Origin of the sequence: Buttiauxella sp. JUb87 (genome assembly GCF_004361975.1) — a bacterium.
GTDB lineage: Bacteria > Pseudomonadota > Gammaproteobacteria > Enterobacterales > Enterobacteriaceae > Buttiauxella > Buttiauxella ferragutiae.
Genome location: NZ_SNVY01000015.1, coordinates 1 through 14,865, shown reverse-complemented (window position 1 = coordinate 14,865; position 14,865 = coordinate 1). Strand labels below are relative to the sequence as shown.

Sequence of the window (14,865 nt, the reverse complement as noted above, 5' to 3'; positions counted from 1 at the left end):
ACAAACTTTCATTCTGTCTGCAAAGCCCTGACCTCGCACTTTGTCAGGGCACTGAAAATAGCCCGTCTGGAATAAATGTTTTTGACGTAAATCAATCGCTTGTTAAATTGAAATTGCCATTAAATGTGTTTGACCACAAAAACGCGTTAAATTTCAGTTTCCTGGCGTTTAACTTCTTGCCAGACTTCTTCCATGATTTCCAGGTCAACACCGGTCATTGTCAGGCCCCTGGCGGCGATAATCTGTTCCACCTGGCGGAAACGGCGCTCGAATTTCAGATTAGCTTTTTGCAAAGCAGTCTCCGCTTTGGTGCCTAAATGGCGCGCAAGATTAACGGTCGCGAACAATAAATCACCGACTTCTTCTTCCAGTTTCGCTTCGTCAACGACAACCTGTTTTGCCTCAAACATCACTTCGTCGATCTCTTCATAGACTTTGTCTAACACAGGGCCAAGAGTGCTCCAGTCGAAGCCAACGGTTGAGCATCGCTTTTGGATTTTGTGCGCACGCATCAAAGCAGGTAAGGAATGAGGAATATCATCGAGCGCAGAATGTTGCGCCTTTTCAGCACGCTCATCGCTTTTGATTTGTTCCCAGCGAGCCAGCACTTCGGTGCTGTTTTCAGCAATAGCATCAGCAAAGATATGTGGGTGGCGACGTTCAAGTTTGTCACTGATGGCTTCGCAGATATCATCGAAATTAAAGCGCCCTTCTTCCTGAGCCATTTGCGCGTAAAACACCACCTGGAACAGTAAATCGCCCAGTTCACCGCGCAAATCATCAAAATCTTCGCGGTTGATGGCGTCGAGCACTTCGTAGGTTTCTTCCAGGGTATAGGGTGCGATAGTGGCGAAGGTTTGTTCTTTATCCCACGGACAACCCGTTTCCGGATCGCGCAGGCGCTTCATGATATTCAGCAGGCGGGTAATTTGAGTCATTAGGAATCCTTACAAATAAAAACAACCCTCACCCTGGCCCTCTCCCTGATAGAGAGGGAACGATCTTTTCTCCCTCGCCCCAAAGGGGCGAGGGTCGGGGTGAGGGGCAATAAATCAGCCGTGCAAACGCTTCGCGTCGATGATATCCGGCACCTGGTTCAATTTACCCAGTACACGGCCTAATACCTGCAGGTTGTAGATTTCGATATTCATGTCGATGGTCGCCAGTTGCTGTTTGGTATCGCTACGGCTTGCAACACCCAAAACGTTGACCTTTTCGTTCGCCAGAATGGTGGTGATGTCTCGCAACAGGCCGCTACGGTCATTAGCCGTCACACGCACCACCAGCGAATAACCACTGGAATAGCTTTCCCCCCAAACCGCATCAACAATACGTTCTGGCGCATGGGATTGCAGTTCCGCCAACTGGTCGCAGTCTGCACGGTGAATAGAGATCCCACGCCCCTGTGTAATGAAGCCGACGATTTCGTCGCCAGGAATCGGCTGGCAGCAACGTGCAATGTGGTGCATCAGATTGCCAACCCCTTCCACCACCACACGGCCATTATCTTTGCTGCGCGATTGTGGCGTGTGGGTCTTTTGCTTCAGTTGACGAAGAGCTTGCTCATCCTGTTCAGCTGCAGTCGGCTTATTAAACTGCGATTGCAGGTAGTTACTCATCTGGTTAAGACGAATATCACCGCCGCCAATCGCCGCTAGCAACTCTTCAACTTCATTGAAGTTATAACGTGGCAGCAACGATTTTTCGGCTTCTTTCAGGCTGATACCCAGATGCTCAATTTCATCATCAAGGATTTGGCGCCCGGCCAGTATGTTTTTGTCACGGTCCTGTTTACGGAACCAGTTGTGGATTTTCGCGCGGCCCCGGCTGGTAGTAATGTAACCGAGGTTTGGGTTCAGCCAGTCACGGCTTGGGTTCGGCTGTTTCTGAGTGATAACTTCAATCTGATCGCCCATTTGCAGCTGATAGGTAAACGGCACAATGCGGCCACCTATTTTCGCGCCGATACAACGGTGCCCAACATCACTGTGAATGTGGTAGGCAAAGTCCAGTGGCGTGGAACCGGCAGGCAAGTCCACTACGTCACCTTTCGGGGTAAACACATACACGCGGTCATCAAACACCTGACTGCGCACTTCATCCAGCAACTCGCCGGAGTCGGCCATTTCTTCTTGCCAGGCAATCAGTTTACGCAGCCACGCAATGCGGTCTTCGTGGCCCGAACTGCCGCTTTTGGCATTACCCTCTTTGTACTTCCAGTGGGCAGCAACCCCCAGTTCCGAGTCTTCATGCATCTGCTTGGTTCGGATCTGGATTTCAATAGTTTTGCCATTTGGCCCCAACACCACGGTGTGAATCGACTGATAACCGTTGGGTTTCGGGTTGGCGACGTAATCGTCAAACTCGTCGGGCATATGGCGATAATGGGTGTGCACGATGCCGAGTGCCGCGTAGCAATCCTGTAAACGCTCCGCCACCACGCGCACCGCACGCACATCAAACAGCTCGTCAAAGGCGAGGGATTTTTTCTGCATCTTGCGCCAGATGCTGTAGATGTGTTTCGGGCGGCCATACACTTCAGCCTTCACGCCCTCTTCTTTCATCGATTTACGCAACGCACTGACAAACTCGTCGATGTAATGCTCACGGTCGATACGACGCTCGTGCAGCAATTTCGCGATACGTTTGTATTCATCGGGATGCAAATAGCGGAAGCAGTAGTCTTCCAGCTCCCATTTGAGCTGGCCAATGCCCAGGCGGTTGGCAAGCGGCGCATAGATATTGGTGCACTCTTTTGCCGCCAGAACGCGTTCGTCTTCCGGCGCATCTTTCACTTCACGCAGGTGAGCGATGCGTTCTGCGAGTTTAATCACCACGCAGCGGAAATCGTCCACCATCGCCAGCAACATGCGACGCACGTTATCAACCTGTTCAGCAGAGACTGAATCGGTATGTGCGGCTTTTAGCTGGCGAATGGCGGCCATGTCGCGCACGCCGTGAATCAGCGTGACGACCTGGCTATCGATGCTTTCGCGCATCACCTCTTCGGTGACCACGCCCGCGTCGGCAAGAGGGAACAGCAAGGCGGCTCGCAGCGTATCGTTGTCCATGCTCAGCATCGACAGGATTTCGACCATTTCAACGCCGCGCCACAACAGCAACTCCGCGTCAGGATGGCCTTTAGTTTGTTGCTCGCAATACCGCCAGGTTTCGGCTAAGCGTTCACATGACTGCTGGTTGGTGATCCCGAGACTAGCAATCCATCTATCGGGCGCAAATTCGCCAGCTTTATTGAGATGTGCACTTCTTACCGCAACCATTGTCCGTCCTCTTCGGTGGGGCTTGAATCATTCACACGACTTGATCCAAATACTTAATTTCGCTCAAACAGCGCCATCGACTCCAGATGCCCGGTATGCGGGAACATGTCCAGCATTGCCAATTGGCGCAGTTGATAACCCGCTGCCAGCAATGCCTTGCTATCACGGGCAAGTGTTGTCGGATTACATGAAACATAGACCACTCGCTTAGGAGCAAGTGCGATCACGTGTTGCATGACGCCTGGTGCACCCGCTCGTGCGGGGTCGAGCAATATTTTGTCAAAACCCTGGGCAGCCCAGGGTTGACGAGTCACATCATCTTCCAGGTTTTCATGGAAGAATGTGACATTTTTCAGCGAATTATATCGAGCATTATATTCACCTTTCGCCACTAGCGCAGCAACGCCTTCCACTCCAACGACACTTTCAGCGCGGGTTGCGAGCGGGAGCGTAAAGTTTCCCATTCCGCAGAACAGGTCCAGCACGCGGTCAGTTGGCTGAATATCCAGCCATTCAATAGCACGCGCAACCATTTGCTGGTTCACACCATCGTTCACCTGAATGAAATCGCGCGGACTGAACGTTAAGCGTAGCCCGTCTGAATGATAACAAGGCTCGTCCTCACCCAGCGCCGTGAGTGTCTCACTGTCCGGCGCTAAAAACAGCGCGACGCCAGTAGAATGCGAAAAGCGTTCCAGTTTTTGCCTGTCGTCGTCATTTAGTGCATCTAAATGACGCAACACCATCAGCGGGCCATTATCTGCAAGTACCAGTTCAACATGGCCTAAACGACGCACCGCTTTTAATGTTGATAAACATTGGTGCAAAGGTTCCAGCAATGCCTCAAGTTGGGGTTCCAAAACAGGGCAATGGTGAATATTCACCAGTTCACTGTCTTGCGACTTGCGAAATCCCATCTGTAAGGTTTGTGTTTTAGGCAGGTAATTCAACCCCAAGCGCGCACGGCGACGATAACCCCATGGCGAACCAGAAATTATTTCGTTGACCACCGCAGGGGTTTCACGCGTCCCCATCATGCGGGCAAGCGCACGGGATTTTGCTTGCTGCTGTAATTCGATGCTGGCATGTTGCTGCTGGCACCCTCCGCAAATGCCAAAGTGCGGACAACGCGGTGCAACACGTTGCGGGCTATCATTTAAACGTCGCTTAACTTTAGCCTGTGCAAAGTTACGTTTGTCATCAGTAACCGTGACTTCGACCTGTTCGCCGGGCAGTGCACCCTGGATAAAAAGCGCTTTACCGTTATGGCGGGCAACGCCCTGACCAAACGGATCAAGGTCGTTAACCGTCACGCTTATGATTTGACGAGTCGTAACCCGTCGCTTTGCAGAGTAGAATTGCGCCATGAGCCTGTATGCTCTCTCAAAATATTAACTATTGCTTCAATTGTCCCATATCGGAACCCCATGACCAACTACAGCCTACGCGCACGTATGATGATCCTGATTCTGGCACCGACATTAATGATCGGTTTATTGCTCAGTATCTTTTTTGTCGTCCATCGCTACAACGACTTGCAGCGTCAGCTCGAAGACTCGGGTGCCAACATTATCGAGCCGCTGGCAGTTGCCAGCGAATATGGCATGAGTTTCCATAGCCGCGAATCGATACGCCAGTTGGTCAGTGTGTTGCACCGCCGCCACTCCGATATTGTGCGGGCAATTTCAGTATTCGATGAAAACAACAAGCTGTTTGTCACCTCGAATTATCAGTTAAATGCTTCGGTACTGAAGCTACCAAACCATGAAAAACCGCCGCACAGCCTGAGCATTTCACGCCACGGTGATTCAATCATTCTGCGTACACCCATTATTTCTGAAAGTTATTCACCAGACGAATCTGAAGTGACCGATGCTAAGCCTGCGGGCAATTCGCTCGGCTATGTCGCGATTGAGCTCGACCTGAAATCGGTGCGTTTGCAGCAATACCGGGAAATTTTTATCTCGACGTTGATGATGTTGTTCTGCGTTGGCATTGCCATGCTGTTCGCTTATCGCCTGATGCGCGATGTCACAGGGCCAATCCGTAACATGGTGAATACCGTTGACCGGATACGCCGCGGTCAACTCGATAGCCGCGTCGAAGGTTTCATGCTCGGCGAATTGGATATGCTGAAAAACGGTATCAATTCGATGGCGATGTCGTTGACCGCCTATCACGAAGAGATGCAGCACAATATTGACCAGGCCACTTCTGACCTGCGCGAAACACTTGAGCAGATGGAAATCCAGAACGTTGAACTGGATCTCGCCAAGAAACGCGCGCAGGAAGCCGCACGTATTAAGTCTGAATTCCTCGCCAATATGTCGCACGAACTGCGCACGCCGCTCAATGGGGTGATTGGCTTTACTCGTTTGACGCTGAAAACAGATTTGAATGCCACCCAGCGCGACCATCTGTATACCATCGAACGTTCAGCCAATAACCTGCTCACCATCATCAATGACGTGCTGGACTTCTCCAAACTGGAAGCGGGTAAACTGATTCTGGAAAGCATTCCATTCCCGCTGCGTAATACTCTCGATGAAGTCGTGACATTGCTGGCGCATTCAGCCCATGACAAAGGTCTGGAGCTGACGCTGAACATTAAAAACGATGTGCCGGATAACGTGATTGGCGACCCACTGCGCTTGCAGCAAGTAGTGACCAACCTGGTGGGGAATGCGATTAAGTTTACCGAGAACGGCAATATTGATTTGGTGGTCGAGAAGCGCTCGCAAGGAAACAATAAAGTCCAGGTTGAGATGCGCATTCATGATACCGGTATTGGTATTCCTGAACAGGAACAGTCGCGTCTGTTCCAGGCATTTCGTCAGGCTGATGCCAGTATTTCACGGCGTCATGGTGGCACCGGGCTGGGGCTGGTTATCACTCAGAAATTGGTCAGTGAAATGGGCGGGGATATCTCGTTCCATAGCCAGCCAAATCAAGGTTCTACTTTCTGGTTTTATATCAATCTGGACCTGAACTCTAACGCGGTGCTGGACGGTTATTCGACCGAGAATCTGGCGGGCAAACGCATCGCTTATATCGAACAAAATGCTTCTGCGGCACAAAGCACGCTCAACATTTTAGCCAATACGCCGCTTGAGGTGGTGTATAGCCCAACGTTTACCGCCCTCGCCGAAGCGCACTACGACATTATGCTGCTCGGTATGCCGGTCACCTTCCGTGACACGCTATCCATTAAAAATCCAAAACTGGCGAAAGCCGTCACCATGACAGACTGCCTGATTCTGGCTCTGCCAAGCCATTGCCAGATTGATGCTGAATCGCTTAAAAAAGAAGGCGTTGCTGCTTGCTTACTGAAACCGGTCACCGCACCGCGTCTGCTGCCGCTGTTGGCTGAGCACATCTTCAATGCGCACCCGGCACTGGCTGATAACATTGAGAACAAAAAATTACCGCTGACGGTTATGGCCGTTGATGACAACCCTGCCAACCTAAAACTGATCGGCGCATTGCTCGATGATCATGTGCAAAACGTTGAGCTGTGTGGCAGCGGTTTACAAGCCATTGAGCGGGCAAAACAGATGCAGATAGACATCATTCTGATGGATATTCAGATGCCTGAGATGGATGGTATTCGCGCCTGCGAAGTCATTCGTCAATTGCCACACCACCAGCAAACGCCGGTTATCGCGGTAACGGCACACGCCATGGCAGGGCAAAAAGAGAAGCTGCTAAGCGCGGGTATGAACGACTATCTTGCCAAGCCAATCGAAGAGAAAAAGTTGTATAGCCTGCTGTTACGTTATCAGCCGGGGGCGATTGCCGCACCTGTGCTGGTGGCGAATGTCGATTCTGCTGCGCAAACTAGTAGCCCAAACCAGACTCTTGATTGGCGACTTGCATTGCAACAAGCCGCCAACAAGCCAGATCTGGCGCGCGATCTCCTCCAGATGCTGCTGGCATTCTTACCTGAAGTCCGCAATACCGTTGAAGAACAACTGGTCGGGGAAAACCCGCAGGAGTTGGTTGATATCATTCATAAACTTCACGGAAGTTGTAGCTACAGCGGTGTGCCACGGTTGAAAAACCTCTGCCTGACGCTGGAACATGAACTGCGCAGTGGCGTGAAGCCAGAAGATCTGGAGCCTGAACTCTTTGAGCTACTCGATGAGATGAATAATGTCTCGAAAGAAGCCCAACGGATGTTCGGTTAGGCGCCGTGTGGGTGATTGATGTCGAATATCGCTAATCCGACCAGGGCGGATTCAGAAGGTTTTGTGTTTACCTATCGCAATGGTTGCCGCGATATTTCGTGCAGCCATTCGCAGATTATCTCCGGCTTCGTTCAATGCTTCATCCAGCGTACAAATGCGATACAACACGCTGAAAACTGCATCCAGGCCATGGCCGTACACCACGGCTACATCTGGCGTTAAACTTCCGGCAATCCCAATAACCGGGATATTATAGCGCTTCGCTACTTTTGCCACGCCGATCGGCACTTTGCCATGAATTGACTGGCTATCAATACGGCCTTCTCCGGTAATCACCAGATCTGCATCACGCACCAGTTCATCTAGTTTCAACGCTCTAGTGACTATCTCAATACCTTGTTGCAATTGCGCACCGCAGAAAGCAAAAAGTGCCGCGCCCATACCTCCCGCCGCACCGCCACCGGAAAGCGTCATGACGTCAATATCGAGATCACGGGAAATGATTTTTGCGTAGTGCTCCAGCGCCTGGTCGAGCTTAGTGACCATTTCAGGAGTGGCGCCTTTTTGTGGGCCAAATACCGCCGACGCCCCTTCCTTGCCGGTCAACAGGTTAGTGACATCACACGCAACTTCGATACGACACGCTTTCAGCCGTTTATCCAGCCCGGAAATATCAATAGAAGCCAGGCGCGCAACTTCCCGGCCTCCCAGTCCCAATGGCTCGCCGTCGCTGTCGAGCAAACGCGCGCCCAGCGCCTGTACCATGCCGATACCACCGTCGTTGGTAGCGCTGCCGCCAATCCCAATCAGGATACTTTGCACGCCGCTGTCGAGCGCATAACGAATCAACTCACCCGTTCCCCACGACGTGGTATTCATCGGGTTACGCAGTTCAGGTGCAACTTGCTCCAGACCACTCGCCGCTGCCATTTCGATAAAGGCTTGCTGCCGGTCGCCTGAAATTCCATAAAAAGAGTGGATAGGGTCACCCAGTGGCCCAGTGACATCCACTTCAATGATGTCACCGTTTGTTGCGGCCACCATCGCCTCAACAGTCCCTTCCCCCCCATCAGCGATGGGTAACTTCACATAGCAGGCTTCAGGGAAGATTTCCCGAAACCCTGCTTCAATCTGTGTCGCTACTTCCAGAGCACTGAGGCTCTCCTTGTATGAATCTGGTGCGATTACAATTTTCATGTGCCTTCCGTCGGATGTCGCTACGCTAATCCAACCTACAAAATCTCTTTTGTAAGAAGGATTAGCTATAGTCTAACGCACCATGCAAGGTCGTTTATTATTGAAAGTCCATTGTGGGATCAAGTACTGCATAGCCATTGCGTCATCGCGCGCGCCCAGACCATGTTGCTGATAAAGCTCGTGCGCTTTCATCACTTGATCCATATCCAACTCCACACCCAGGCCAGGGGTAGTTGGCACCTGCACCATACCGCCTTTAATTTCGAAAGGCTGTTTTGTCAGGCGCTGATTGCCTTCCTGCCAAATCCAGTGCGTGTCGATCGCGGTGACTTTACCAGGTGCTGCGGCGGCGACATGGGTGAACATTGCCAGCGAAATGTCGAAGTGGTTGTTGGAATGCGAGCCCCAGGTCAGGCCAAATTCGTGGCACATCTGCGCGACACGTACCGAACCTTGCATGGTCCAGAAATGCGGGTCAGCCAGCGGAATATCGACTGATTGCAACGAAAGCGTGTGGCCCATCTGACGCCAGTCGGTGGCAATCATATTGGTTGCGGTCGGCAGACCAGTCGCACGGCGGAATTCAGCCATAATTTCACGGCCTGAATAACCTTGTTCCGCGCCGCACGGATCTTCTGCATACGCCAGCACACCCCGCAGTTGCTTGCCAATGCTAATCGCTTCGTCAAGCGACCAGGCACCGTTCGGGTCCAGCGTCACACGCGCTTGTGGGAAACGTTTTGCCAGCGCGGTCACCGCTTCGGCTTCTTCGCTACCGGCTAATACGCCACCTTTAAGTTTGAAGTCATTGAAACCATATTTTTCATAGGCCGCTTCTGCCAGGCGCACCACTGAATCGGGCGTCATCGCTTCATCGTGGCGAATGCGATACCAGTCGCATTTCTCATCGGGCTGGCTCTGATAAGGCAATGGCGTTTGTTTGCGGTTGCCCACGAAGAACAGATAACCCAACATTTCGACTTCGCTACGCTGTTGCCCATCGCCGAGTAAAGATGCCACATTCACGCCCAAATGCTGCCCAAGCAAATCCAACATGGCCGATTCAATACCCGTCACCACGTGAATGGTGGTGCGTAAATCAAAGGTCTGTAACCCACGGCCACCGGAATCACGGTCGGCAAATTCTGCACGCACCAGGTTGAGGATATTCTTGTATTCGCCCAGAGTTTTGCCAATCACCAACGCGGCGGCTTCTTCAAGGGTCTGACGGATTTTCTCGCCACCCGGAATTTCACCCACGCCGGTATGGCCTGAGTTATCTTTGATAATCACAATATTACGGGTGAAGAATGGCGAGTGCGCACCGCTGAGGTTCATCAGCATACTGTCGTGACCCGCAACAGGAATAACCTGCATTGCGGTGACTTTTGGGGTAGAGGTTGTCATGTTATTTATTCCTTTTCATCAAGATGGATGAGTTGCGGCCAAATGCCGGGCGTTTACGATCAAACTTCCAGCCAGGCACCAGATATTGCATTGCCGTCGCGTCATTGCGCGAACCACCCGGAAGGGATTTATACACTTCATGGGCTTTCTGCACCTGTTCCCAGTCTAGTTCCACACCTAATCCAGGAGCGTCCGGAACAGCAATTTTGCCGTTAACGATTTGCAGTGGTTTTTTCGTCAGGCGTTGGTCACCTTCCTGCCAAATCCAGTGCGTGTCGATGGCGGTCGGTTTGCCAGGCGCCGCTGCGCCAACGTGGGTAAACATCGCCAGTGAGATGTCGAAATGATTATTGGAATGGCAACCCCACGTCAGGCCCCATTCATCGCACATCTGCGCCACACGAACAGCACCGCTGAGCGTCCAGAAATGTGGGTCGGCTAACGGGATATCGACGGCATTGAGCATTATTGCGTGGCTCATTTCACGCCAGTTGGTGGCAATCATATTGGTCGCCACCGGTAAACCTGTGGCACGGCGGAATTCAGCCATGATCTCGCGTCCGGAATAACCTTGCTCCGCACCACAGGGATCTTCAGCGTAGGTCAGCACATCGCTCATGCCTTTGCACAACGCGATGGCTTCATCGAGTAGCCATGCGCCGTTCGGATCAACGGTAATTCGTGCATCCGGGAAACGCTTTTTCAGTGCACTTGCGGCATCCAGTTCTTGCTCGCCAGGCAGTACACCGCCTTTGAGTTTGAAATCTTTGAATCCATAACGGTCATGCGCAGCTTCTGCAAGCCGCACAATCGACTCGCTACCCAACGCTTCCTGATGGCGTAACTCGTACCAGTCGTGACGGGCATGTTGCCCTTCCAGATACGGTAAATCAGTTTTGTTGCGATCGCCGATATAGAACAGGTAACCCAGCACAGTGACTTCATCGCGCTGTTTGCCAGGCCCTAATAGCTCACAAACCGGGACATTCAACGCCTTGCCGAGTAAGTCGAGCAGTGCGGCTTCCAGCGCCGCCACTGCATTTACTCGTAATTCAAACGTCCATGCACCTTTACCGAAGGTATCGAAATCCGCTGCCTGGTTACCCTGGTGGACGTTTTGCACCACGCGATTCATTCGCGCAACTTCTTGCCCGACGACCTGCGGTATCGCATCCACCAGCGTCTGATAAATCACTTCGCCGCCTGGCGCTTCACCCACACCGGTATGCCCGGCGTTATCAGTGAGCACCACAATATTACGGGTGAAAAAGGCGCCGTGCGCACCGCCAATATTCAGCAGCATGCTGTCATTCCCCGCCACCGGAATGACTTTCATATCAGTAATAATCGGGCTTGCCTGAGTATTCATGATGATTGCCCTACCGTGACAGGTTTCAGTTCAACACGTTTGATATCGCCAACAATGACCAGGTAGCTCAGTACCGCGATAACTGCGTGAACCCCAACGTAGATCAGCGCGCCGTTAAATGAACCGGTTGTGCCGACAATGTAACCGATAGCAATTGGCGTCACGATGCCGGAGACATTACCGAACATGTTAAACAGGCCGCCGCTCAAGCCACTGATCTCTTTTGGTGCGGTATCGGCCATAACAGCCCAGCCCAGTGCCCCAATACCCTTGCCGAAGAACGCCATTGCCATAAAGCCGACAACCATCATTTCTGATTCGACATAGTTACAGAACACCATGCTGACGGAGAGCAACATCCCCAGTACGATTGGCGTTTTACGCGCAATATTTAACGAACCGGTGCGGCGCATCAGCCAGTCTGAAATCACACCACCGAGCACACCGCCGACAAACCCACACACCGCTGGAACTGAAGCCACAAAACCGGCTTTCAGTATCGACATCCCTTTTTCCTGCACCAGGTAAACCGGGAACCAGGTAATGAAGAAGTAAGTTAAGGCGTTGATACAATACTGGCCGATATAGATCCCAATCATCATGCGTGATCCGATCAACTGTTTGATCTGCCCCCACTTCTGCGCCATTGGGATATGTTCTTTGGCTTTCTTCTGATCCATGTTGATCAGCGCGCCGCCGGCTTCGATGTATTCCAATTCTTTTTGATTTACGCCTGGATGGTTATTCGGCTCATGAATCACTTTTAGCCACACGAAGCTGATGATGATGCCCAGCCCGCCCATAAAGAAGAACACATGTGACCAGCCCACTTCGTGGGTCAGCCAACCCATGATTGGCGCGAAGATAACGGTGGCAAAATACTGTGCGGAGTTAAAAATGGACACCGCGGTGCCGCGTTCTTGTGCCGGGAACCACGCTGCGACGATTCGGCTGTTGCCAGGGAAAGAAGGTGCTTCGGCCAGCCCCACCAGGAAGCGCAAGGTAAACAGCGCGATGATGATGCCAAAGCCATTGAAGATGTCGACGAAACCTTGCAGCAAGGTAAACATCGACCAAATAAAGATCGACCAGAAGTAAACGCGTTTTGAACCGAATTTATCCAGCAACCAGCCGCCGGGGATTTGCCCGATGACGTATGCCCATGAAAATGCAGAGAACACATAACCCATGCCAATCGGGTCAAGGCCAATATCTTTTGCCATTTCGGAACCGGCAATCGATAGCGTGGCGCGGTCGCCATAGTTAAACGAGGTGACGATGAAGAGCATTACTACTATCCAATAACGAGCGTTGGTTCTTTTTTCAGCAACGCTCGCTGCCTGGCTAATTGTATTCATGTGGCACTCCTGAAACATAGCTTTTAGCTACAGTCCATTCTGCACTTGTAGGGTTATCAGAATGAGGTATTGGCCTGTCCACAGTATTTTTGTGAATCTGTATCTGTGGTTTTTATATTTGACCGAGAGAAAGTATATGAAGGGAGTTACAACGCCTCATCGTGCAAAGACACAAGTTTACCGCTCGCTAAATGAGCACTTTATGGCGTCTGTCCAACACGTTGCGGGATGGTTCACGATTTTTGAAACAACACTATAACCAGGAGGGGTAAATCACGTTCAGGGTTCACTGCAAAGTGGTGGATGTCGCTGGCGCTAATCCACCCAGGATATTGGCTTAATCTAACAACGCAGCCCACTGCTCAACCCATGGGTTGGAGACAGCTTCTGGCTCAGGATGATCATTGGCATCAATGGCTAACACGGTGCCAATGCGTTTTGCGCCCTGCTCTTGTAGCAAGGTATCGAATTGTTTACCGCCACCACAAAAATGTTCGTAGTTGCTGTCACCTAACGCTATCAAACCGTAACGCAATTCAGGCTGGTATCCGACTTCATCTTTAATTGCCTGAAACAGAGGGACGATGCTGTCTGGCAAATCGCCCTGACCGGTGGTTGAAGTGACAACCAGCACATATTGGTCGCGATATTTCTGCCAGTCTGCCAGCTCAGGATCTTCGAATACTGTGGCTTTATGACCTTTCTTTTTTAGAATCGCTTCGGCTTCTTCCGCCACCAACAGCGAGTTTCCGTACATTGTTCCGACAAAAATCCCCACTTCGGCCATCAGTTAACTCCTTGCGTTACGGCTGTATTATTCATCCTGGCCGTTGCTCGCCACAAACTCAACCCTTTCTATATCACTGAGCAATCCGCGCCAGCCAAACTGTGACATCATCTGCATCCAGGTATCATCAAGATTTGCCCTTAAGCATAAAGGTTCACCGGTAATCGGGTGAGTCAACGAAAGCTGGCTTGCGTGCAACATTAAACGTTCACAGCCAAAATGCTCGGCAGCACCACGGTTCTGGCGCAAATCACCATGTTTAGAATCACCAATAATGGGATGGCGTAAATGCGATAAATGGCGGCGTAACTGGTGTTTTCGACCGGTTTTAGGTTCCAGTTCTACCAGGCTGTAGCGTGCCGTTGGGTAGCGGCCAACCGGGACTTGCATTTCAACCGTTGCCAGACCGCGATAATGCGTAACTGCTGGTTGCGGGTCTTTATTCTGTGTCGCTTTTTTATCGGCGATTTTGTCCAGCTCTTCAACCAGCGGGTAATCAAGCACCGCTTCATCTTCCAGCCAGCCACGAGAAACCGCATGGTAGCGTTTCTGGATTTGGTGATTTTCAAATTGCTGGGATAACAAATGCGCGACTTCACTGGAAAGCGCCATCAATAAGACGCCGGAAGTGGGCCTGTCGAGACGGTGAACGGTAAAGACGTGCTTACCGATTTGGTCGCGCACGGTTTGCATCACAAACACGGTTTCATGCCTGTCCAACCAGCTTCGGTGGACTAACCAACCCGAGGGTTTGTTCACCGCCACCAGCCATTCATCCTGATAAATAATTTCCAGCATCAGGATTTGTCGCTCGCAAACAGCGCATCGAGTTCTTGCAGGGCTTTTAATAGCGGCTCACGGCCAGCGTGTGCCGCATCGAGCGCCATTTCGTAATAGGGTGCTACGGCGAAATCAGCGGGCAAAGGGTGTTGCGCCTCAATCAGGGCGTGCATACGCGGGATCAAAACCCATTGCAGCCATTCGGTCGGTTGCAGAGTATCCAGGCAAAATGGTTGCGTGCTTTCAAAGGCTTCGGCACTCGGGGCGCAGCCCTGCCAAAGTTGATGGTCACGCAAAACCTGTTCGATGATCTGTAGATGCTGGCGAACCAGCGCGTGGCGTTCCATGAAAACCTCAGGCATCAGTTAAAAAGAAGCCGGCAAGCATACCACTTCTTACTTTCATGTGACCCGTCCTAAATAGCGTTGACACATTTAACTCGCAGGCAGAGGAAAATGTGATGAACCAATATGTTAAACGCACACAACGCGATTACCCT

At 51.5% G+C, this 14,865-nt stretch carries 11 protein-coding genes; 1 reads left to right on the top strand and 10 read right to left on the bottom strand.

The window, feature by feature from the left end:
• Positions 1-146: 146 nt before the first annotated feature.
• The 3 genes from mazG to rlmD form a co-directional block, all read right to left on the bottom strand.
• Positions 147-938 (bottom strand): nucleoside triphosphate pyrophosphohydrolase, encoded by a 792-nt coding sequence (gene mazG / locus EC843_RS23710; RefSeq protein WP_133523158.1) that lies wholly within the window; start codon positions 936-938, stop codon positions 147-149.
• Between the two features lie 114 nt (positions 939-1,052).
• On the bottom strand, positions 1,053-3,281 hold the full coding sequence (gene relA, locus EC843_RS23705) for a GTP diphosphokinase (RefSeq protein WP_064543865.1): 2,229 nt from the start codon (positions 3,279-3,281) through the stop codon (positions 1,053-1,055).
• Positions 3,282-3,334: 53 nt separating this feature from the next.
• Positions 3,335-4,648, bottom strand: coding sequence for a 23S rRNA (uracil(1939)-C(5))-methyltransferase RlmD (gene rlmD, locus EC843_RS23700; protein WP_133523157.1), 1,314 nt, complete (start codon positions 4,646-4,648; stop codon positions 3,335-3,337).
• Between the two features lie 60 nt (positions 4,649-4,708).
• Between rlmD and barA the strand changes: the two genes are divergently transcribed.
• The gene (barA, locus tag EC843_RS23695) at positions 4,709-7,468 is read left to right on the top strand and encodes a two-component sensor histidine kinase BarA (protein WP_064543863.1); all 2,760 of its coding nucleotides are present in this window, start codon (positions 4,709-4,711) and stop codon (positions 7,466-7,468) included.
• 51 nt (positions 7,469-7,519) lie between these two features.
• Here the strand turns inward: barA and EC843_RS23690 are convergent, their stop codons facing one another.
• The 7 genes from EC843_RS23690 to EC843_RS23660 all read right to left on the bottom strand — a co-directional run bounded on the left by EC843_RS23690 (position 7,520) and on the right by EC843_RS23660 (position 14,713).
• Entirely contained in the window at positions 7,520-8,665 is a 1,146-nt protein-coding gene (locus EC843_RS23690; protein ID WP_133523156.1) for a glycerate kinase, read from the bottom strand.
• A gap of 72 nt (positions 8,666-8,737) precedes the next feature.
• On the bottom strand, positions 8,738-10,072 hold the full coding sequence (gene gudD / locus EC843_RS23685; RefSeq protein ID WP_133523155.1) for a glucarate dehydratase: 1,335 nt from the start codon (positions 10,070-10,072) through the stop codon (positions 8,738-8,740).
• Position 10,073: 1 nt separating this feature from the next.
• Positions 10,074-11,441, bottom strand: a complete 1,368-nt coding sequence (locus EC843_RS23680) for an enolase C-terminal domain-like protein (protein ID WP_133523154.1) — start codon at positions 11,439-11,441, stop codon at positions 10,074-10,076.
• On the bottom strand, positions 11,438-12,799 hold the full coding sequence (locus EC843_RS23675; protein ID WP_064543859.1) for an MFS transporter: 1,362 nt from the start codon (positions 12,797-12,799) through the stop codon (positions 11,438-11,440). Before EC843_RS23675 ends, EC843_RS23680 begins: the two co-directional genes overlap by 4 nt.
• 337 nt (positions 12,800-13,136) lie before the next feature.
• On the bottom strand, positions 13,137-13,586 hold the full coding sequence (locus EC843_RS23670; protein ID WP_064543857.1) for a flavodoxin: 450 nt from the start codon (positions 13,584-13,586) through the stop codon (positions 13,137-13,139).
• A 27-nt stretch (positions 13,587-13,613) separates the two neighbouring features.
• Positions 13,614-14,384: a tRNA pseudouridine(65) synthase TruC gene (gene truC / locus EC843_RS23665; protein WP_064543856.1), complete on the bottom strand. Its 771-nt coding sequence runs from the start codon at positions 14,382-14,384 to the stop codon at positions 13,614-13,616.
• Complete coding sequence (locus tag EC843_RS23660) at positions 14,384-14,713, bottom strand: YqcC family protein (RefSeq protein WP_121815004.1); 330 nt, start codon at positions 14,711-14,713, stop codon at positions 14,384-14,386. The genes truC and EC843_RS23660 overlap by 1 nt, the downstream gene beginning before the upstream one ends.
• Positions 14,714-14,865 lie beyond the last annotated feature (152 nt).

Excerpts from the sequence above, each read along its gene's own strand:
- mazG (WP_133523158.1), bottom strand. The coding sequence starts at position 938 with ATGACTCAAATTACCCGCCTGCTGAATATCATGAAGCGCCTGCGCGAT.
- relA (WP_064543865.1), bottom strand. The coding sequence starts at position 3,281 with ATGGTTGCGGTAAGAAGTGCACATCTCAATAAAGCTGGCGAATTTGCG.
- rlmD (WP_133523157.1), bottom strand. The coding sequence starts at position 4,648 with ATGGCGCAATTCTACTCTGCAAAGCGACGGGTTACGACTCGTCAAATC.
- barA (WP_064543863.1), top strand. The coding sequence starts at position 4,709 with ATGACCAACTACAGCCTACGCGCACGTATGATGATCCTGATTCTGGCA.
- EC843_RS23690 (WP_133523156.1), bottom strand. The coding sequence starts at position 8,665 with ATGAAAATTGTAATCGCACCAGATTCATACAAGGAGAGCCTCAGTGCT.
- gudD (WP_133523155.1), bottom strand. The coding sequence starts at position 10,072 with ATGACAACCTCTACCCCAAAAGTCACCGCAATGCAGGTTATTCCTGTT.
- EC843_RS23680 (WP_133523154.1), bottom strand. The coding sequence starts at position 11,441 with ATGAATACTCAGGCAAGCCCGATTATTACTGATATGAAAGTCATTCCG.
- EC843_RS23675 (WP_064543859.1), bottom strand. The coding sequence starts at position 12,799 with ATGAATACAATTAGCCAGGCAGCGAGCGTTGCTGAAAAAAGAACCAAC.
- EC843_RS23670 (WP_064543857.1), bottom strand. The coding sequence starts at position 13,586 with ATGGCCGAAGTGGGGATTTTTGTCGGAACAATGTACGGAAACTCGCTG.
- truC (WP_064543856.1), bottom strand. The coding sequence starts at position 14,384 with ATGCTGGAAATTATTTATCAGGATGAATGGCTGGTGGCGGTGAACAAA.
- EC843_RS23660 (WP_121815004.1), bottom strand. The coding sequence starts at position 14,713 with ATGGAACGCCACGCGCTGGTTCGCCAGCATCTACAGATCATCGAACAG.